At 66.8% G+C, this 20210-nt stretch carries 20 protein-coding genes and 1 pseudogene; 16 read left to right on the top strand and 5 right to left on the bottom strand.

Going from position 1 to position 20210, the window contains the following annotated elements; translation table 11 throughout:
• Positions 1-62 precede the first annotated feature (62 nt).
• Positions 63-1304 (bottom strand): calcium-binding protein, encoded by a 1242-nt coding sequence (locus FV220_RS26350; RefSeq protein WP_147829583.1) that lies wholly within the window; start codon positions 1302-1304, stop codon positions 63-65.
• Positions 1305-1461: 157 nt separating this feature from the next.
• Entirely contained in the window at positions 1462-2952 is a 1491-nt protein-coding gene (locus tag FV220_RS03065; RefSeq protein ID WP_147829585.1) for an NAD(P)H-hydrate dehydratase, read from the bottom strand.
• A gap of 216 nt (positions 2953-3168) precedes the next feature.
• Between FV220_RS03065 and FV220_RS03070 the strand changes: the two genes are divergently transcribed.
• The 5 genes from FV220_RS03070 (at position 3169) to FV220_RS25370 (ending at position 6677) form a co-directional block, all read left to right on the top strand.
• A complete protein-coding gene (locus FV220_RS03070; RefSeq protein WP_003600526.1) occupies positions 3169-3507 on the top strand; it encodes a P-II family nitrogen regulator in 339 nt (112 codons plus the stop codon).
• A gap of 253 nt (positions 3508-3760) precedes the next feature.
• On the top strand, positions 3761-5173 hold the full coding sequence (gene glnA, locus FV220_RS03075; RefSeq protein ID WP_147829587.1) for a type I glutamate--ammonia ligase: 1413 nt from the start codon (positions 3761-3763) through the stop codon (positions 5171-5173).
• Positions 5174-5457: 284 nt separating this feature from the next.
• Positions 5458-5991, top strand: coding sequence for an RNase A-like domain-containing protein (locus FV220_RS03080; RefSeq protein WP_238253795.1), 534 nt, complete (start codon positions 5458-5460; stop codon positions 5989-5991).
• A 1-nt stretch (position 5992) separates the two neighbouring features.
• Positions 5993-6265: a hypothetical protein gene (locus FV220_RS03085; protein ID WP_056146232.1), complete on the top strand. Its 273-nt coding sequence runs from the start codon at positions 5993-5995 to the stop codon at positions 6263-6265.
• Between the two features lie 139 nt (positions 6266-6404).
• A complete protein-coding gene (locus tag FV220_RS25370) occupies positions 6405-6677 on the top strand; it encodes a hypothetical protein (protein ID WP_187273311.1) in 273 nt (90 codons plus the stop codon).
• Positions 6678-6881: 204 nt separating this feature from the next.
• Here FV220_RS25370 and rocF read toward each other — a convergent pair whose 3' ends face one another.
• A complete protein-coding gene (rocF, locus tag FV220_RS03090; protein WP_147829589.1) occupies positions 6882-7811 on the bottom strand; it encodes an arginase in 930 nt (309 codons plus the stop codon).
• Positions 7812-8020: 209 nt separating this feature from the next.
• On the opposite strand from rocF, the gene FV220_RS03095 reads away from it, so the two are divergent.
• Together FV220_RS03095 and FV220_RS03100 are read left to right on the top strand one after the other, a co-directional pair.
• Positions 8021-9457 (top strand): amino acid permease, encoded by a 1437-nt coding sequence (locus tag FV220_RS03095; RefSeq protein ID WP_147829591.1) that lies wholly within the window; start codon positions 8021-8023, stop codon positions 9455-9457.
• Positions 9458-9567: 110 nt separating this feature from the next.
• Positions 9568-9828, top strand: a complete 261-nt coding sequence (locus tag FV220_RS03100) for a hypothetical protein (protein ID WP_018044538.1) — start codon at positions 9568-9570, stop codon at positions 9826-9828.
• 208 nt (positions 9829-10036) lie between these two features.
• Here FV220_RS03100 and FV220_RS03105 read toward each other — a convergent pair whose 3' ends face one another.
• The gene (locus tag FV220_RS03105; protein WP_246689371.1) at positions 10037-10813 is read right to left on the bottom strand and encodes a trypsin-like peptidase domain-containing protein; all 777 of its coding nucleotides are present in this window, start codon (positions 10811-10813) and stop codon (positions 10037-10039) included.
• A 203-nt stretch (positions 10814-11016) separates the two neighbouring features.
• Complete coding sequence (locus FV220_RS03110; RefSeq protein ID WP_238253793.1) at positions 11017-11319, bottom strand: hypothetical protein; 303 nt, start codon at positions 11317-11319, stop codon at positions 11017-11019.
• A 548-nt stretch (positions 11320-11867) separates the two neighbouring features.
• Here FV220_RS03110 and FV220_RS03115 point away from each other — a divergent pair.
• From FV220_RS03115 to FV220_RS25760, 9 genes and pseudogenes are all read left to right on the top strand, one after another.
• Complete coding sequence (locus tag FV220_RS03115; protein ID WP_056146245.1) at positions 11868-13748, top strand: methanol/ethanol family PQQ-dependent dehydrogenase; 1881 nt, start codon at positions 11868-11870, stop codon at positions 13746-13748.
• Positions 13749-13987: 239 nt separating this feature from the next.
• The gene (gene moxJ / locus FV220_RS03120) at positions 13988-14836 is read left to right on the top strand and encodes a methanol oxidation system protein MoxJ (protein WP_147829595.1); all 849 of its coding nucleotides are present in this window, start codon (positions 13988-13990) and stop codon (positions 14834-14836) included.
• Positions 14837-14924: 88 nt separating this feature from the next.
• Entirely contained in the window at positions 14925-15515 is a 591-nt protein-coding gene (gene moxG, locus FV220_RS03125; RefSeq protein ID WP_147829597.1) for a cytochrome c(L), periplasmic, read from the top strand.
• Positions 15516-15606: 91 nt separating this feature from the next.
• Entirely contained in the window at positions 15607-15897 is a 291-nt protein-coding gene (locus tag FV220_RS03130) for a methanol dehydrogenase [cytochrome c] subunit (RefSeq protein ID WP_018044532.1), read from the top strand.
• 110 nt (positions 15898-16007) lie between these two features.
• A complete protein-coding gene (locus tag FV220_RS03135; protein WP_056162404.1) occupies positions 16008-17039 on the top strand; it encodes a MoxR family ATPase in 1032 nt (343 codons plus the stop codon).
• Positions 17040-17077: 38 nt separating this feature from the next.
• Entirely contained in the window at positions 17078-17908 is an 831-nt protein-coding gene (locus tag FV220_RS03140; protein WP_246689372.1) for a DUF58 domain-containing protein, read from the top strand.
• Positions 17909-17916: 8 nt separating this feature from the next.
• Positions 17917-18837, top strand: a complete 921-nt coding sequence (locus FV220_RS03145) for a nonribosomal peptide synthetase MxaA (protein WP_147829601.1) — start codon at positions 17917-17919, stop codon at positions 18835-18837.
• 57 nt (positions 18838-18894) lie between these two features.
• Positions 18895-19935 carry a vWA domain-containing protein gene (locus FV220_RS03150; RefSeq protein ID WP_147829603.1) on the top strand — a complete coding sequence of 347 codons (1041 nt, stop codon included), beginning with the start codon at positions 18895-18897 and terminating at the stop codon, positions 19933-19935.
• Positions 19932-20210 (top strand): annotated as a pseudogene (locus FV220_RS25760) (hypothetical protein); the annotation flags it as partial. The gene FV220_RS03150 and the pseudogene FV220_RS25760, both read left to right, overlap by 4 nt.

Genomic DNA, 20210 nt, shown 5'->3' on the forward strand with positions numbered 1-20210 from the left:
TCATCCGGAGGTGGTCTGCTGGGATGAGCGGCTGCGCGCCGAGACTTCCAATCCACAGCCCCTCAGGCGCCGAACAGGAACAGCTCGCTCTGAACGTCACGGACATCGTCGACGTTCATGTCGTGCAGGATGATCTTGTTGCCGGCCTCCACGCCCTCGAACGTCACCAGCGTATGGCGACCGCCGCTCATGGGGCGAAGCAGGATATCGGTGGCATCGACACCGGCGATGTCGACCACGATGTGATCGGCGTTCAGGTCCAGGCCGTAGAGGTTGTCGCGGCCGAAGCCGGCCTGGAACCGGAAGCTGTCGGCACCCGTGCCCGCGAAGAGCTTATCGCTGCCGATACCACCGTCGATCGTGTCCCCACCCGTGCCGGCCCTGATCGTGTCGTTGCCTAGGCCGCCGTCGATCGTGTCACCACCCTTGCCGCCCTTGATCGTGTCGTTGCCCGACGTGCCGACGATCTCGACGGCGTGGCCCGACGTCGATTGCGAGACGATTTTGCTCCCGGCCAGCACGTTGGTCATATCGAGATGGGTGTCGTTGCGGACATACACGGTCTCGATGCCGGAGAACGTTCTCTCGATGAGACTGACGGTGCCGCCCCCCGTTACGATGAGCACGTCCTTGTCGTCGCCACCGCTGATGGAGAGGGGCGTCGAAGACAGGACGATCCGGTCGTCACCACCCCGACCGGCGATGTCGTCCTCGCCGCCATTGCCGCGAAGGGTGTTGTCGTTGTCGTCTCCGACCAGCGAATCGTCGAAGGTACTCCCGGTCAGGTTTTCGATGTCGATGAGTGTGTCCTGGCTGGCATCGCCTTCATAACCCATCTGCGCTTCCAGGCTGGCGTAGACCCTGCCGGTGGCATGCTCGTAGCTCGCCGTATCGATACCCAGGCCGCCTCGGATCGTATCGGCGCCCGCGCCGCCTTCCAGCACGTCGTTGCCATTTCCTCCCTTCAGGGTGTCGGCGTCGGAGCCTGCCCGCAGGATATCGCCGAAATCACCGCCCTCCAGATAGACCGACGCCGTGTTGTCGGACATATCGGCCGAGACAGAGTATTCGGTCCCGCCCATCACGTATCCAACGCTATCTCCACTCATTCTGTTAGCATCGATAAATAAATTTCCACCGCTAACAAGGTTAGAAGTATTATTGAAGATGAAGTTGAATCCATCTTCGGGTCCAAAAGCATGAACGCCGCTTGGTCCATCCGTCGCGGAAGACCCATCCTGCAGTATATCTACTTTATCTAGAGGATTATAATCGCCATTATACGTAAAATAAAAGGTCGACATGCGGCATTTCCAAAGGGTAAGAGCTGCGCCCCCGCCCTATTTATTTTAGATTCATTGATAAAGCCCTTTCGCCCCCGAGCGGTCCGTCCGCAGAGGGACAAAGGGGGTCGTCGATCCGGACGAGCGGGATCGCCCCCCTTGCCAAGTCGCTCCGCCGTCACAGCAGGCCGGCGAGCACCTTCGGCATCATCTCCGGCAGATCCTCGGCGATGAGGCCCGGCCCGTGCCGCAGCCCGGCATCGCCGTGGAGCCAGACCGCCGCGCAGGCGGCCTCGAAGGGCGGCATGCCCTGCGCCAGCAGGCCGGCGACGAGGCCGGCGAGGACGTCGCCGGAGCCGGCGGTGCCGAGATAGGGCGTGGCGTGGTCGTTGATGGCGGCGCGTCCGTCGGGCGCGGCGACGATGGTATCGGCGCCCTTCAGCACCACCACCGCCCCAGCGAGGGAGGCCGCCCTCTGCGCCCGTTCGAGCTTGCTCGCCTTCGGATCGACGGCGTCCGTGACCGCAAAGAGGCGGCCGAACTCCCCGGCATGCGGGGTCAGCACCGCTTGGCCCCCGCCATCCGCGATGAGGCCGGCGAGTTGATCGACCTGCCCCTTGAAGCTCGTGAGCGCGTCGGCATCGAGGACGAGGCTTCGCCCGACGCCTGCCGCCACGGCAATGCGCTCGCGGGTCGCCTCGCCGCTCCCCAGGCCGGGGCCGGCGAGGATGACGTTGAGGCGCTCGTCCACGAGGAGATCGTCGAGGTCGTCGGCGGTCTCGCACGGGGTCAGCATGATCGCGGTGAGATGCGCGGCGTTCTCGGGCATCGCGGCGGTGGGGGAGGCGATGGTGACGAGGCCGGCCCCGACCCGCAACGCCGCCCGCGCGGCGAGGCGGATCGCCCCCGTCTTGAAGGCGGGACCGGACAGGGCCAGCACATGCCCCCTGGTGTATTTGTGGCTGACGGCGTCGAGCCTCGGGAAGTCGTGCCCCCAGAGATCGGGTCCGTTGCGCCAGACCCTCGGCGTGCCGGCCAGCCCCTGTTCGAGGGCGGGATCGCCGATGCCGATATCGGCCACATGGAGTTGGCCGCAATGGTCGCGGCCCGGCTGCAGCAGGTGGCCGGGCTTGAGCGCGACGAAGGTGACCGTCTCGCGCGCCCTGAGCGCCACCCCGCGCAAAGCGCCCGTATCGCCGTCGATCCCGCTCGGAATATCGACGGCGAGGACCGGGACGTCTGTGGCGGCGACCCGCTCGACCAGGGTCTTCGCCGCGCCGTCGAGGTCGTGGGACAGGCCCGCCCCGAACAGGGCGTCGATGACGAGGGCGGCGCCCGCCGGATCGGCCTCGGTGAGCACCACCCCCTGCCATTCCGCCGCCGCCAGGGCGGCATCACCCGTCAGGCTGTCCACCGGCACGGTGCAGACGAGGTCGACCGCGTAGCCGTTCCGTTCGAGGAGACGGGCGGCGACGAGACCGTCCCCACCGTTATTGCCGGGTCCGCAGAGGACGAGGATGCGGGAGGGCGCGGCCACCATCGCGGCGGCCCTGGCGGCCACGGCGGCGCCCGCCCGGCGCATCAGCTCGATTCCCGGAACGCCCGCCGCTATGGCGGCGGCATCCATCCTGCGCATCGCGTCGACGGTGATGAGACGGTGTGACGGCATTGCGAACTTTCGCCTTGTCTCGTGTGACCATGCCTGCGCACCGCTCATGCCGCGCCGCTATTTCAGGCGCAAAGCGGTCGTGGCTGAAACGATTTGCATTCAATGCCTACCGAATAGGCAATTTAACACCCGTCTCCGGGAAAACGGCGTGGCGAAGGCCGAGCCGCGATGGTAGGAAAAGGACCCGGAGCAGCATTCAGGTCAGGCCCGTTCGGCATGAAGAAGATCGAAGCGATCATCAAGCCATTCAAGCTGGACGAGGTGAAGGAGGCCCTTCAAGAGGTTGGCCTTCAGGGCATCACCGTGATCGAAGCCAAGGGGTTCGGCCGGCAGAAGGGCCATACCGAGCTCTATCGCGGCGCCGAATACGTGGTCGACTTCCTGCCCAAGGTGAAGCTCGAGATCGTCCTCTCCGACGCCCTGGTGGAGGGTGCCGTGGAAGCCATCCGCAAGTCGGCCCAGACCGGACGCATCGGCGACGGCAAGATCTTCGTCTCGACCATCGAGGAAGCGATCCGCATCCGCACCGGCGAGACCGGCACCGACGCCATCTGACGCGTCCTCCCGGCACGGCATCGGCCGGCCGGCGGCGATGGTCGGGCGGCAAGGATCTGACGGCAAGGATCCGACGGCATGACGGGGTGCGAAGGCGTCGACCTGTCACGATACGGTGGCGCACGGCTCTAGCCTCGCGCCGCACCAGAAGCTAAGTCCCTTCGCGCACGCCCCTTCCCAATCCGCGGCACGCCACCGCGTGGTGCGGCAAAACCACGGCCGAAACAGGCCGAGCCTCGAAGGAGACACAGGGATGGCAAAGACCGCCGATCAGGTCCTCAAGGACATCAAGGACAACGACGTCAAGTACGTCGATTTCCGCTTCACCGATCCCCGGGGCAAGTGGCAGCACGTCACGTTCGACGTGTCCCTCGTCGATGAGGAAATCTTTGCCGAAGGCACGATGTTCGACGGCTCGTCGATCGCCGGCTGGAAGGCGATCAACGAATCCGACATGCTGCTGATGCCCGACCCGGCGACCGCCTGCATGGACCCGTTCTTCTCGGCCTCCACCATGTCGATCGTCTGCGACGTGCTCGAGCCCTCGTCCGGCCTGCCGTATTCGCGCGATCCGCGCAGCACCGCCAAGCTCGCCGAGGCGTTCCTCAAGTCCACCGGCATCGGCGACACGATCTATGTCGGCCCCGAGGCCGAGTTCTTCGTGTTCGACGACGTGAAGTTCGGCTCCGACCCGTACCATACCGGCTTCCAGCTCGATTCGGTGGAACTGCCCACCAACGGCTTCACCGATTACGAGGGCGGCAACCTCGGCCACCGCGTCGCCACCAAGGGCGGCTATTTCCCGGTGCCGCCGCAGGATTCGGCGCAGGACATGCGCGGCGAGATGCTGGCCGCCATGCAGTCCATGGGCGTCAAGGTCGAGAAGCACCACCACGAGGTGGCGAGCGCCCAGCACGAGCTCGGCATGAAGTTCGACACGCTGACCCTGCTCGCCGACCATATGCAGATCTACAAATACGCGATCCACAACGTGGCCCAGAGCTACGGCAAGACCGCGACCTTCATGCCCAAGCCCGTCTTCGGCGACAACGGCTCGGGCATGCACGTGCACCAGTCGATCTGGAAGGACGGCAAGCCGATCTTCGCCGGCGACAAGTATGCCGATCTCAGCCAGGAATGCCTCTGGTACATCGGCGGCATCATCAAGCACGCCAAGGCGCTGAACGCCTTCACCAACCCGTCCACCAACTCCTACAAGCGCCTGGTGCCCGGCTACGAGGCCCCCGTGCTGCTGGCCTATTCGGCCCGCAACCGCTCGGCCTCCTGTCGTATTCCGTGGACGACGAACCCGAAGGCCAAGCGCGTCGAGGTCCGCTTCCCCGACCCGATGGCGAACCCCTACCTCGCCTTCTCGGCCCTGCTGATGGCCGGCCTGGACGGCATCATCAACAAGATCGATCCGGGCCCGGCCATGGACAAGGATCTCTACGACCTGCCCCCGCGCGAGCTGAAGAAGATCCCCACCGTCTGCGGCAGCCTGCGTGAGGCGCTCACCAACCTCGACCGCGACCGCGCCTTCCTCAAGGCCGGCGGCGTGTTCTCGGACGACCAGATCGACTCCTTCATCGAACTGAAGATGACGGAAGTGATGCGCTACGAGATGACCCCGCATCCGGTCGAATTCACGATGTACTACTCGCTCTGAGAGCAGGCCGGCCGGGCGCGCTCGCCCGGCCTTTCGGACAATGCGCGACGCCGGGGCCTCGACAGGGGCTCCGGCGTTTCGCGTCTCAGCGCCCCTGTTTCGTGATCAAGATCAAGCTATTATTCCCTTATAGGTATAATAGCTTGATCTAGGGGGTGAATCCGATGTCGTCGAGCGCAACGGCCCTTCTGCGGGCGAGATGGCTGATCACGTCGTGCCGTGTTCAGGTCGCGTTTCAGCGGTTGCGTCTGTCGCTCCGTGCGTAGCACGCCGATCAACCCCGCGTGCCGGCCGGACATCCGGACGGCGGCCAATGGACGGACGGCGGTGCGGGCGACGGATATGATTCCGGTGACGATGCGCGGATCGTCTACGTCTCGGATGACCTCAACCGTCGGTACACGGTCGAGATCTCCGAAGAAGAGGTGCGCGGCGGCCATACGCTTCGCGAGCATGTCGGTAAAACAGATGCACAACTGCTAGCTCGCATCCAGGCCAGCAAACGAACATTCCCCGTTGTAACCTACGGCTTGCGGCGAGATGGTTCTTTCGAATCCATTGAGACTGCGAACGATCTCGTCAATCGCACCTTGGAACAGAATGCTTCGGAGGTTGACGACGTCGCGACCGGTAAAAGGGACGATGCATTCATAAAATCCCGCTTCGGATACAGAACCGGGCGGGAAGCCTATACGGCGGGGCAGCTCGAGCCGTATCTGCGTACGACCTACGGTGTCGGAATGTATATCGTTCACGATCCGGGCAGTCCCCGCGGATATCGCATCCATACTGCTTATCCGCGAAACGACGGAGATTGACATGCAGGCCTCCCCGGAATTTCTGACCTTTGCACGCTGGTACATACAGGACATCGATCGCATCGCGCCGACGCTTGAGGAGATGTACGACTTCGGTCTCAGACGTTTTCAAGGCGAGGAGCGCGTCCGGCTGCGGCAATTCATCGACCGTGCCCTCCGCGAGGCGTCCGACGCGACGTTGGAGCAACTTTGGAACAAGACGGAAGCCGACATCTACTTCCCCACCGCGCAGGATCTGCGCGCATTCCTGACCGGCGCCCGCGACCGGCTCTGAGCGCATTGTTCGCGCTTCGCGGACGTGATCGAGACCGGAGGCGCTAGCCCGCCCGGTCGTGCAATTGCCAAAACGGGCGATGGAGGATCTCAGGGAGCAGCGATGTCACCGACACACCGGCGCAACGACGGAGATTGACATGCAGGCGTCCCCGGAATTCCTGGCCTTCGGCCGTTGGTTCATGCTGGACATCGGTGGCGGCGCGCCGACGCTCGACGAGATGTACGATTTCGTTCTCAACCTCTTCCGCGGCGAGGAGCGCGTCCGCCTGCGGCAATTTATCGACCGCGCCCTCCTCGAAGCCTCCGACGAGACGCTGAAGCAGCTGTGGAAGGAGACGGACGCCGACATCTACTTCCCCACCGCGCAGGACCTGCGCGCATTCCTGACCGGCGCCCGCGACCGGCTCTGAACGCCGTTTCGTTCGCCCTGCGCGACGCCGATCCAAATCGGCCGCCGATATTCACCCATCTGGCGGGCACCTCGGGTCCCCTCTCCTGGAAGGAGAGGAAGCCCGTCGCGCCTCATGTCGAACCCCGGTTGGATAGAGCGAGTAGCCCACAAGGGGGAGAGGGACGCGCTCCGCCTGTCCGAGGAGTGGTGTGAACCCCGTCGGTCAAAAACTCCGCGTCGGCCGGTCGAGGACGCTGCGTCCCATCAGGCTGGCGGCGAGATCCGTCATCAGGATCGCGGTGCGGCCGCGCTCGTCGAGGAAGGGGTTGAGCTCCACGAGGTCGAGGCTGCGGACGAGGCCGCTGTCGTGCAGCATCTCCATGGCGAGATGCGCCTCGCGGAAGGTCGCCCCGCCCGGAACCGTGGTGCCGACGCCCGGCGCGATGCCGGGATCGAGAAAATCCACGTCGAGGCTCACATGCAGCCATCCGCCGGCGGCGGCCACCCGTTCGAGGAAGGCTTTGAGCAGGATGCCGATGCCGAACTCGTCGATGGCGCGCATGTCGTGCACGGTGATCCCGGCCTCGCGGATCGTCCGCCGCTCCGCCGGATCGACGCTGCGCAGGCCGATCATGCAGACGTTGCGCGGTTTCACCGGCGCCACGGGCGGCGGCAGGTAGGGGCCGAACCCCTTGAGGCCGAGAGCATAGGCCATGGGCACGCCGTGGAGATTGCCGCTCGTCGTCGTCTCCAGGGTGTGGAGATCGGGATGCGCGTCGAGCCAGAGCACGTGCAACTCGCTTCCCTCCTCGGCCGCCCGCCGGCTCATGCCCGAGATCGTACCGGCCGAGAGGCTGTGATCGCCGCCGAGGAAGATCGGCAGGCCCTCGCCCCCGGCCCGATAGGCGGCCTCGCTGAGCGCCGACGTCCAGCGCGCGAAGTCGGAGAGGTTGGTCACGCTCGGATTGGGATGGGCGACGGCCTCGCCGGGGGGAGGGGCGATGTTCCCGCGATCCTCCACCACCAGGCCGAGGGCGGTGAGGGCGCCGCACAAACCGGCGGCCCGGTAGGCGCTCGGGCCCATGTCGCAGCCCAGCCGGCTCGTCCCCTCCTGGACCGGCACGCCGATGAGGATGCAGCGTTTCTCGTCCATGGGTTCATTCTCCGGTCCGCCGACAGCATAGGGGCCGCGCACGACACTCGTGTGAGGAGGGGTCACGGTCGCGTGGCAGGATCGGGACCAGTCTCGGCATCCGTTCGATCACGCCCTCGGAGTCGTGGGAGGCGGCATGGCGCTTGCTGCCGTTAGCAAAGAAACAAGATCGGCACCCCTCGTCCCGGTCGCTGTGAGGTCGTGTAGCGATGGGGTCGGTGATCGGATCGGACGAGGGACGAAGCGACTGGCGCCGGGCGGTGCTGCGGCGGAAACCCGTCTCGCCCACGGCACAGGATACCGACGCGGGAGCCCGGCCCCTCGAACGCTCCATCGGCCTGTTCCGCCTCGTCATGCTCGGGGTCGGCGCCACGGTGGGCACCGGCATCTTCGTGATCCTGAGCGCGGCGGTGCCCGAGGCCGGCCCCGGCATCCTGGTCTCGTTCGTGCTGGCCGCCGTCACGGCGGGACTCACGGCGCTCTGCTACGCGGAACTGGCCTCGGCGCTTCCGCTCTCGGGCTCGTCCTATTCCTATGCCTATGCGACGCTGGGCGAACTCGCGGCCTTCCTCGTCGGGGCCTGCCTCCTCCTCGAATACGCGGTCGCCGCCTCCGCCATCGCCGTCGGATGGGGCCAGTATCTCAACGAGGTCTTCGGTGCGCTCATCGGCTGGACCATGCCGGATGCCATCAGCCAGCCCCCCGGCCGGGGCGGCTACGTCAACCTGCCGGCCATCGTCCTCATCGGCCTGTGCACCCTGCTGCTCCTGCGGGGTGCCGCCGAATCCACCGCGATCAACGCGGTTCTCGTGGTCCTGAAGCTCGCCGTGCTGGTGTTCTTCGCCGTCATCGCCCTCACGGCGTTCCGGCCTGCGAACCTCACGCCCTTCGCGCCGCTGGGGCTTGCCGGCATCGGCACCGCCGCCTCGACGATCTTCTTCTCCTATATCGGCCTGGATACGATCTCCACGGCGAGCGAGGAGGTGCGCGACCCGGCCCGCACGCTGCCCCTGGGCATCCTCCTCTCCCTGGTCATCGTCACCGCGATCTACCTCCTCGTCGCCTTCGCGGGGATCGGAGCCCAGCCCTGGACGCACTTTGCCGGGCAGGATGCCGGGCTGGCGGTGATCCTGCGCAATGTTACCGGGACGGCCTGGCCGGCCCTCGTCCTGTCGATCGGGGCGGTGGCCTCCATCTTCTCCGTGACCCTGGTGACGATGTACGGCCAGACCCGCATCCTCTTCGCCATGAGCCGGGACGGGCTGCTGCCGGCGCTGTTCCAGCGGGTGGACCGGCGGACCCGGAGCCCGAACGCCAACACGCTGGTAGTAGCGCTCTTCGTCGCCGCGCTGGCGGCCCTCGTCCCCCTCGATGTGCTCGCCAACCTCACCAGCATGGGCACCCTCGTGGCCTTTTCGGCGGTCTCCCTCGGCGTCGTCATCCTGCGCCGGACGCGGCCCGACCTGCCGCGGGGATTTCGCGTGCCGTTCTACCCCCTCGTGCCCCTCGCGAGCCTCGCCTGCTGCCTCGCGCTCATCGCGGCGCTGCCACGGGACACCTACCTGCTCTTCGCGATCTGGATCGGCGCCGCCCTGGTGATCTATGCCGCCTATTCCCAGCGTCATTCGCGATTGGCTCGGGGCTGAGGAGGCGCGGACGATTGTTTCGCCCTATAGGTTGGGCCGTCAGGCCTTGCGCCGCCGCGCCGCAGCTTACAGGTGATGGCAGCTGTTCCTCGAGCGGATCGAACGCGCCGATGCCCCGATTTTTCTTTCACACCCATATCGGCCGGGAGGTCATCGCCGATCCCACCGGCACCGAATTGCGGGATGCCGACCATGCCTGGGAGGTCGCCCGCGACACGATCCAGGCGACGATGGCCGAATCGGAGGCCCAGGCCCGCCTGATGGGAGCCATCCTGGTGGTCACCGACGAAGCCGGGGAAACGGTTCTCGAATTCCCGTTCTCCGAAGTCGTCACCCTCGCGCCGGAGGAGCCGGCGCCGACCGTGCACTGAGCGCCGGTTTAATCGGATGCTCATGCCGGAGCCGATCATCCCAGCGGACCACCTCATCCTGAGGTGCCCGCGTCAGCGGGCCTCGAAGGAGCCCTCCAGACGCCACAGCGATCCCTGGAAGCCTCCTTCGAGGCCGCTTCGCGGCACCTCAGGATGAGGTAAAGCCCTGGAAAAACGACGGACTCAGGCGGTGAGACGCCCCCGCGCCTCACCGGGTCTTCGCGGCCTCGCCCTCCGCCGTCACGGCCTGCCGGATCGCCGCCAGGAGGGCGCCTTCGAACAGCAGGGCGGAGCCGTAATGGAGCTCGAGATCGAAGGGGCGCCGCGAGTTCATGGAGAGCGAGGCGCTCTGCATCGCCACGAGACGGCCCGACAGGTCGAACAGGCCGGAGCCCGAGCCGCCGAACCCGTCGTTGCAATTGTGCCGGGCGCGGCGGATGTCGTCCTCCGTCGGCGGATCGATCTGGTGGATCGCGCAGGTCTCGGTGCTGCTCGGCCCGCGATAGTTCTCGTGCCCGCCGGGTGAGACCATCACCACCGGGATCTCCGCGATGCCCGTGGCCAGAATCGGCGCGTCGGGGACCGGCTGCGGCGGCGCGCCGACCACCGCCTCGGTGAGATCGAGCAGGGCCCAATCGTCGGTGATGTGCAGGGCCTTGGCGTCGGGCGCCGCACCGAGGCGCAGGCTCGCCGGCACGAAGCCGTAATTCCGCCCGCCGATCTGGAAGAAGCAATCCTCCACCTCCCGCGTCACCTCCATGCGGCGGTTGCGGAAATTGTGCGCGTTCATCACCACGAGACGCGGCGACCCCACGAGCCAGGCCGCCGCCGCCTTCTGGGGGATGCCGTCCGGCCGGCGATGGCAGAAGAGGACGCCCGCGCCGGGATAGCGTGTGATGTCGGCGCCGGTCAGGTCGCGGCGCCCGTCATGCGGATAGAGAGCGGCCATGCGCCCTTCCTCCGCCGACGCCGCCCCCGCCACCATGAGGGCGAGGCCGGCCAGGGCCGCTCCGGGTGTCAGGCGGAACCGGGCACGGTGCCTCCGGCGGATCGAGCTTTCGGCTGCGACATGGGTCATCTGCGATGTGAACCGATGCTGATGCTGCGCCATCGCCGCTCGATCCGGGGAGGAGGGCGGTTCGGAATCCGTGGCCTCGCGCCTTGAACACGGGCCTGCGCCAAGGCCGCCTATTCCGGCGGGTCCTTCTTCACGGACACGCACATCTTCACCGCCGATTCCAGCTTGATCTCGCCCGGATTGCCGATGTTCGCGGTCTCTTCCAGGCAGCGGATGAAGTAGTTCTTGTCGAGCTCGGCGTTGAGGCTGGAGAAGGCCTTGCCCATGCGCGTGGCGAAATCGATCTTCTCGTCCGTGGAGGCACGGGGCCAGCGCGACACCTTGTCATCCATGGTCAACCGTGCCGCATTGGCAATGGATGGCAGGACAATCAGGCAAATCACCAGCGCAGTTGTTCTTCTGATCATCGGCATGTCTCGTTTTTGTTTCCTACCCGGGCTTAGTTTAGCGCCGGTCCACATTGAGTAAAGCGTGGGTTCGAGGGCACAGGACGCTTTTCCTGACGCGGAACGGTGCAAAAATCTTGCGCATTATGACCGCCGGGCCTCTGCGCGCAGGCATGATGCCCTGCCGGACGCCGGATCGCCCCATCGCGCGGATCGCCATCGCCGAGCCGGCTAAGCCCTTCGACCCGCAGGGAAAGACCGGCCCCGCCCGCATGTGGCGCATCGACGGATGCCTTCCGGATCGACCCGGAACAGCTGCACAAAGGTATGGTTCAAGTTGCCAAATCGTCCTGTAAAAAAAGGTTGAAGTGGCTAAAGACATCAGGCAAAGCAAATGATTATATAGCTAGCCGATGGATCAGTAATAAGTCTTTTATAAGAGCGGCCAGCGTCAGGTTATTCTTATAAATACGTTCATAACATCGATCGACTGACTGTTTGCTGAACCGGCGAAAGCAATGGCTGCGGCCGATCCCCTGGGGTCGAGCACGCGGCAGAAGGGCAGGAGACGCAGAATGAACAGGTTACTGAATTCAGTCTCGGTGCTGGCCGTCTTGGCCCTGGCACCGATCGGACTGTCAGGGATCGCCTCAGCCAACGACAAGCTCATCGATCTGTCGAACAGCGATGAAAACTGGGTGATGCCGGGCAAGAACTACGACTCGGACAACTACAGCAAGCTCAAGCAGATCAACACGACGAACGTGAAGGACCTCAAGGTCTCCTGGACGTTCTCGACCGGCCTGCTCAACGGCCACGAGGGCGCGCCCGTCGTCGTCGACAACAAGATGTACATCCACACCTCCTTCCCGAACAACACGTTCGCCCTCGCCCTCGACGATCCGGGCAAGATCCTCTGGCAGGACAAGCCCAAGCAGAACCCGGCCGCCCGCGCCGTCGCCTGCTGCGATCTCGTGAACCGCGGTCTGGCCTACTGGCCCGGCGACGGAAAGACCCCGGCGCTGATCCTCAAGACCCTGCTCGACGGCAACGTCATGGCGCTCAACGCCGAGACCGGCGAGACGGTGTGGAAGGTCGAGAATTCCGACATCAAGGTCGGCTCCACCCTGACCATCGCGCCCTACGTGGTGAAGGACAAGGTCATCATCGGCTCCTCGGGCGCCGAGCTCGGCGTGCGCGGCTACCTCACCGCCTACGACGTGAAGACCGGTTCCCAGGTCTGGCGCGCCTACGCCACCGGCCCGGACAAGGACCTGCTGCTGGGTGCGGACTTCAACATCAAGAACCCCCATTACGGCCAGAAGAACCTCGGCACCTCCACCTGGGAGGGCGATGCCTGGAAGATCGGCGGCGGCACCAACTGGGGCTGGTACGCCTACGATCCGGGCACCAACCTGATCTACTTCGGCACCGGCAATCCGGCGCCGTGGAACGAGACCATGCGTCCCGGCGACAACAAGTGGACGATGACCATCTTCGGCCGCGACGCCGATACGGGTGAAGCCAAGTTCGGCTATCAGAAGACCCCGCACGACGAGTGGGATTACGCCGGCGTCAACGTGATGATGCTGTCGAACCAGAAGGACAAGGACGGCAAGGACCGCAAGCTCCTGACCCATCCGGACCGGAACGGCATCGTCTACACGCTCGACCGGACGGACGGCTCGCTCGTCTCGGCCAACAAGATCGACGACACCGTCAACGTGTTCAAGTCGGTCGACCTGAAGACCGGCCAGCCGGTGCGCGATCCCGAATACGGCACCCGCATGGACCACCTCGCCAAGGACATCTGTCCCTCGGCGATGGGCTACCACAACCAGGGCCACGATTCCTACGATCCCGAGCGCAAGCTCTTCTTCATGGGCATCAACCACATCTGCATGGATTGGGAGCCCTTCATGCTTCCCTACCGTGCCGGTCAGTTCTTCGTCGGCGCCACTCTGAACATGTATCCCGGCCCGAAGGGCGATCGCCAGAACTACGAAGGTCTGGGCCAGATCAAGGGCTACAACGCCATCACCGGCGAGTTCAAATGGGAGAAGATGGAGCGCTTCGCCGTGTGGGGCGGGACGACGGCGACCGCCGGCGGTCTCGTGTTCTACGGAACGCTGGACGGCTACATCAAGGCGCGCAACTCGGACAACGGAGACCTTCTCTGGAAGTTCAAGATGCCGTCGGGCGCCATCGGCTACCCGATCACCTACAGCCACAAGGGTGATCAATACGTCGCCATCTACTACGGCGTCGGCGGCTGGCCGGGTGTCGGCCTCGTGTTCGACCTTCAGGATCCGACGGCCGGTCTCGGCGCGGTGGGCGCCTTCAAGAAGCTCGCCAACTACACCCAGATGGGCGGCGGCGTGATGGTGTTCTCGCTGAACGGCAAGGGTCCGTACGACGATCCGAGCGTCGGCGAGTACCAGACGGCAGCCAAGTAACGGCTGCATCGGGAAACGAGCGCGTCCCTCCCCCCCTTGTGGGGAGAGGTCAGGGGTGGGGGTGGTTGGGTGACCCGCAGGCCGCGGAGGCCAGCGGAGCCACCCCCACCCCAACTCCTCCCCGCAATCTCGACGGATCTCGGGCAGGCCCGAGATCCGCTGGGGAGGAGAGCGGCGCTCCGCTCACGCCGCCTCGATCCCAACGAATCCGACCCATAAAAAACAACGGAAACGCTCTCATGTCCTTCGCCAAAGGATGTCTGTCCGTCGCGGCTGTCCTCGCCTTGGGCGGTGCCGCGTTCGCGCAGGCCGACACGAAATCCGCGCCCGACGACAGCGTCCTCCGGGTCTGCGCGGCCAACCAGCCGCCGCTCTCGATGAAGGACGGCTCCGGGCTCGAGAACCGCATCGCCTCCGCCGTCGCCGAGGCCATGGGGCGCAAGGCGCAGTTCGTCTGGTCCGACAAGGCCGCGATCTATCTCGTGCGCGACAGCCTCGACAAGAAGCTGTGCGACGTGGTGGTCGGCCTCGACAGCGACGACCCGCGCGTGCTCGCCACGAAGCCCTATTACCGCAGCGGCTACGTCTTCATCACCCGCGCCGACCGGGACCTCGACATCAAGTCCTGGTCCGATCCGCGCCTGAAGACCATCGACCACATGGTCGTCGGTTTCGGCACGCCGGGCGAGGCGATGCTGAAGGATATCGGCCGCTACGAGGAGGACATGGCCTACCTCTACTCGCTGGTGAACTTCCGCGCGGCCCGCAACACCTACACGCAGATCGACCCGGCCCGCATGGTCAGCGAAGTCGTCGCCAACAAGGCCGACGTGGCCGTGGCCTTCGCGCCGGACGTCGCCCGCTACGTCAAGGATTCGAGCCAGCCCCTGCGCATGAATCCGGTGCCGGACGATACGGTGCGCAGCGACGGCCAGAAGGTGCCGCAGAGCTTCGACCAGTCCATGGGCGTCCGCCGCGACGACCAGGCCCTGAAGGCGGCCCTCGATGCCGCGATCGCCAAAGCCCGCCCGCAGATCGAGGCGATCCTCCGCCAGGACGGCGTGCCCGTCACCCCCGTTTCCAACTGATCCTCCGAACCCTGTCCCGCGTCGCCGGTGCGCTGAGCACCGGTACGCCCACCTCGGCCGCAAGTCCGGGGATAAACAGAGCAAATCGATGCGTCACACGAACCGTGTCCTCGCCGCCTTCCTCGCCCTCGGATTCACCTCCATCGGCGTGGCGGCCCTGGCCCAGCCGAATGCGGGCCCGTCAACGGGGATGACCTTCCGCAACACCGTCACCGGTGAGGAACTCAACACCTCCGAGGGCAAGGAGGGTGGCCGCGACACTCCCGCCGTCAAGGAGTTCTTCCAGACCGGCAAGAACCTCTACATCGACGACAGGTCCTGCCTGCGTAACGGCGAGTCGTTGTTCGCGACCTCGTGCTCCGGCTGTCACGGGCACCTCGCCGAAGGCAAGCTCGGCCCCGGCCTCAACGACAATTACTGGACCTATCCGTCCAACACCGAAGATACCGGCCTGTTCGCCACCATCTTCGGCGGCGCCAACGGCATGATGGGTCCGCACAACGAGAACCTGACGCCCGACGAGATGCTGCAGACGATCGCCTGGATCCGGCACCTCTATACCGGCCCGGTCAAGGACGCCGTCTGGCTCAACGACGAGCAGAAGAAGAAATACACGCCCTACAAGCAGGGCGAGACCTTCCCCAAGGACGCTCCGGGCCAGTGCCCACCGCTGGAGTAGCGGTCTTGGGAAGTCACGTCGCGCGGGGATGCCTCGCGCGGTGAGCGAGAAGCGGCGGACGCCGTAGCAATCAAAACCAGAGGAGACGACCATGCGGACACTCATCACGGCTCTCGCAATCGGTGCGGGCGCGCTGCTCGCCGTTCCCGCGCTCGCCTATGACGGCACCAAGTGCAAGGCCGCCGGCGATTGCTGGCAGCCCAAGCCCGGCTTCCCCGAGAAGATCGCCGGCACGAAATACGACCCCAAGCACGATCCGAAAGAGCTGAACAAGCAGTCGGAGTCGATCAGGCTGATGGAAGAGCGCAACAAGAAGCGCATCGAAGCCGCCAAGAAGACCGGCAAGTTCGAATACGACGTCACCAAGATTTCCTCCAACTGACGTCGTCGCCGCCCATCGCTTTGGGCGGCCATCACGGTGACCGCGATCCCCTCAGGCGCCTGGACCGCTCCGTCCGGGGATCGCGGCCGCTGTCCTCAAAGGCAAACCCCATGAACGACATCCGCTCCGGCGACGCGATGCTCACCGATTGGCGCGAGGCGGCCGGCCGTTTCGAGCGCGCGGTCCGCGGCGCCGTGGTGGGCCAGGACCGGGCGATCCGGCTTCTCACCATCGCGCTCTTCGCCCGGGGCCACGTGCTGCTCGAAGGCGATGTCGGCGTCGGCAAGACCACCCTGCTGCGCGCCGTGGCGCGGGCGCTCGGAGGCGCCTACGAGCGCATCGAGGGCACGGTGGACATGATGCCGTCCGACCTCATCTATCACACCTACCTCGCCGATGACGGTCGCCCGCGCGTGGAGCCGGGGCCGGTGCTGCGGCAATCCGAAGACCTCTCGATCTTCTTCTTCAACGAGATCAACCGCGCGCGTCCGCAGGTCCATTCGCTCCTGCTCCGCCTCATGGCCGAGCGGAGTCTCACCGCGTTCAACCGCGAATACCGTTTCCCCAATCTCCAGGTCTTCGCCGACCGCAACCGCGTCGAGCGCGAGGAGACCTTCGAGCTCCCCGCCGCCGCCCGCGACCGCTTCCTGATGGAGATCGGCCTCGAAGCCCCGCGCGATGCCGAGGCGCGCCGCGCCCTCGTCTTCGATCCGCGCTTCCACGACACCGACGCCCTCATCGCCGGCATCGACGGCGGCGTCCTCGATCACGCCGCCATGGCGGGGATCGGCGCGGCGATCCAGCACGGCATCCAGGCGAGCCCGGCCATCGAGGCCTACGTGGTCGGCCTGTGGGAGGCCCTGGTCCGCCCGCACGAGGCCGGCATCCGCCTGCCCGGCATCGACATGTCGGCCCTGATCCAGGGCGGGGCCTCGCCACGCGGCGTCGCCTTCCTCGTGCGGGCCGCCCGCGTCCGCGCCTGGCTGGAGGGCCGCGACTGGCTCGTGCCCGAGGATATCCGCGCGATCTTTCCCGAAGTGATGGCCCACCGCGTCTTCCTCGAGCCGATCTACGAGATGCGCCGCAGCACCATCGTGCCGGAACTCTGCCGCGCCGTGTTCGACACCGTGCCCGCCCCGTGACGGCGCCCGAGAGAACGCCCCAGGAGCCGACGCCGGACATCGTCTACCGCCCGCGCGGCCGCGTGCCCGGCACGGTGGCGGGCGCCCATCGCGGCCGCGACGCCGGGGGTCTGGGCACCTTCCGCGATCAGGTGCCGTTCCTGCGCATGCCGGATGCCCGCCGCATCGACGTCCGCGCCACCCTGCGCGACCCGTTCGAGGGCACCTATGTCCGCCGCTTCGAGAGTCGCACGGCGCTCGAAGTCTGGGCGCTGGTCGACCTTTCCGCCTCCATGCGCTTCTCCGGCGAGGCGGACAGGATGGGGCTCGTCTCGTCCTTCTGCGGCTGCCTCGCCGCCTCGGCCACGCGCATCGGCGACGCTTTCGGCCTGATCGGCTGCGATGCCGCCCTGCGGGAGGACGTGTTCCTGCCCGCGAGCCGTCGCCGCAGCATGGCCGGCGACGTGGTCTCCCGGCTGACGGACGCCGCCTGCACCGGCGACCGCGCGGACGGGATGGGGCAAGCGGCCCGCCGCTTCGTCGGCCGTCCCAAGATCGTGTTCCTGGTCTCCGACTTCCGCTGGCCGGAGGCACTCATCGCCGAGACCTTCGCGAGCCTGTCGCGCCACGACCTCGTGCCCGTCGTCCTGGCCGATTCCGCCGAGGACGACGATCTGCCCGAATGGGGCCTGATGGAGCTCGACGATCTCGAAGGCGCGGGCCGCCGCGTGGTCTTCATGCGCCCCGGCCTGCGCCGCCGCTGGATCGCGCGCGAAGCCGAGCGGGCCGAGACCCTGCGCCGGATCGCCTCCACCTACGGTCGTCCGCCCTTCCGCCTCGCGGGCCGCTTCGACCCCGACGCGGTCAGCCGCCACCTCCTGGCGAGTTGAGGCATCCCATGCGCCGCCTCGCCCCGCTCCTGTTCCTGCTCTGCTCGTCGCTCACCGCCCAGTCCCAGGTGCGGACCGTCGAGGTGCGCACGCCGCGCCCGTTCGGCTACTTCCTCGGCGATCTCGTCCGCGCCCAGGTCGATATCGTGGTCGAGCCGGGCTTTGCCCTGCAGGCCGCCTCGCTGCCCCAGCCCGGCGCGATCACCTATTGGCTCGACCTTCGCACCGTCGCGGTCACGCAAGCATCCGAGGGCGGCGGCAGCCGGGTGCGCCTCGATCTCACCTATCAGAACTTCTACGCCGCCCTCGATGCGCGCGCCCTCGAGATCCCTGGCTTCACCGTCACCTTCGTGAGCGATACGGACAAGGGCGCGACCACGGCCAAGGCCCAGGTCCCGCCCTGGTCGTTCAACATCTCGCCCCTGCGCGAGGTCCAGCCGCCGGCCCGCGAAGACCCAAGGAACTACCTGCGTCCGGACGGGCGGGTGGCGTCCCTCGACACGCAACCCCTCGTGGTCGGAAGCGCCGGCTTCATGGCCATGGCCCTGCTGGCCTTCGCGGGTCTCGCCTGGGACCGGACATGGTGGCCCTTCGCCAAACGCGGAGGAAGGGCCTTCGCGGCGTGCCTGCGCCGCCTGCGCGCCCTCGCCGGACGGGGGGAGGACGAGGCGGCCTACGAGACCGCCCTTCTCGCGCTTCACCGGGCGCTGGACGAGACCGACGGGCGCCGGGTCCTGGCCGACGACCTGCCGGCCTTCCTCACCCGCAACCCCGCCTATGCGCGGGAACGGGCCGGCCTCGCCGCCTTCCTCGACGCCTCGCGTCACAGCTTCTTCGGTCCCGGTCCGGCCGGGGCCATGCGGCGTCTTCCCTTGGCCGACATCGTGGCCCTGACCCGGAAACTCACCGCCATCGAGCGGGAATCATGAACGGGCCGAAAACCCGTCCGATGGCGGTCGAAGCATGGGTCTGATGGCGGTGGTGTCATGCGCCTGATGGCGGATTTTCCCTGGGTCTTGTGGCTGCTGCCTTTGGCGCTGCTGCCGCTCGCCGCGTCGAGCCAGCGGGTCACCCCGCTATCCAGCATCGCGGCAAGCCCCGTCGACGGCCTGTCGCGCCTCATCGGCTGGGGCCTGCGCGCGGCCGGCATCCTCGCCATCGGCGGCCTCGTCGCCGCCCTGTCCGGTCCCTATCGCCAGGGCGAGACCATCACCCGCACGGGCATCGGCGCCCAGGTCTCGATCCTCGTCGATCGCTCGGGCAGCATGAACGAGACCTTCGCCGGGCTGCAGCCCTCCGGTGCCGAGGAATCGAAGGCGGCGGCCTCGCGCCGGCTGCTCGGCGAGTTCGTCGGCAGCCGCGCCCACGACCAGTTCGCCGTCTCGGCCTTCTCCACGGCCCCCATGCTCGTGGTGCCCATGACCGATCGGCACGAAGCGGTCCGCGCGGCCGTCGCCGCCATCGACCGCCCGGGCCTCGACTACACCAACGTGGCGCGCGGCCTCGGCATGGCGCTCTCGCAGTTCGGCGCCAGTACCGCCAATGTCTCGCGCGCCCTGCTCATCGTCTCCGACGGCGCGGCGGTGATCGATCCCCGCGTCCAGGGGACGTTGCGCGCCGAATTCGCGCGACTTCGCCCGAACCTCTACTGGCTGTTCCTGCGCACCAAGGGCTCTCCTTCCATCTCCGACAGACCGTCGGGCGAGGACACCCCTCAGGCGGCGCCCGAACGTCATCTCGACCTGTTCTTCAAGAGCCTCGGGACACCCTACCGCGCCTTCGAGGCCGAGGGCGCCGAGGCGGTGGCCGATGCCATCGGCCAGATCGAGCGCCTGGAGCGCGACCCGATCCCCTATATCGAGCAACGGCCGCGCCGCGACCTCGCGGGATGGGCCTATGGAATCAGCCTGTTAGGCCTGATCCTGCTCGTCGCGGCCAAGCTCGCCGAGGCGGATCTCAGCCTGCGCCGGCCGGAGGTTTCCGCCCCCGCCGCGCCGGCTCCCCAGCCCCAGAGGCTCGCCGCATGAAGGCGTTTGTACAACCAATCTCGCCGCAGCGCGCCAACCCTCCCCCCTCTGCGGGGGAGGGTGGTCGCGGAGCGACCGGGGGAGGGGGCGACCTCTCCGGACAACGCGCTCCCCTCTCCCGACCCTCGCTGACGCGAGGGCCACCCTCTCCCGCAGAGGGGAGAGGGGGAGTCGGTGCCACGCTCGGCAAGGCTTTGCGCCGCGCCGAAGCCGAGGGCGATGACGAGCAGAAATATGGGAAGTACGACAAGGAGATGCGGGCGGCGCGCGACAAC

Source organism: Methylobacterium sp. WL19 (genome assembly GCF_008040005.1).
GTDB lineage: Bacteria > Pseudomonadota > Alphaproteobacteria > Rhizobiales > Beijerinckiaceae > Methylobacterium > Methylobacterium bullatum.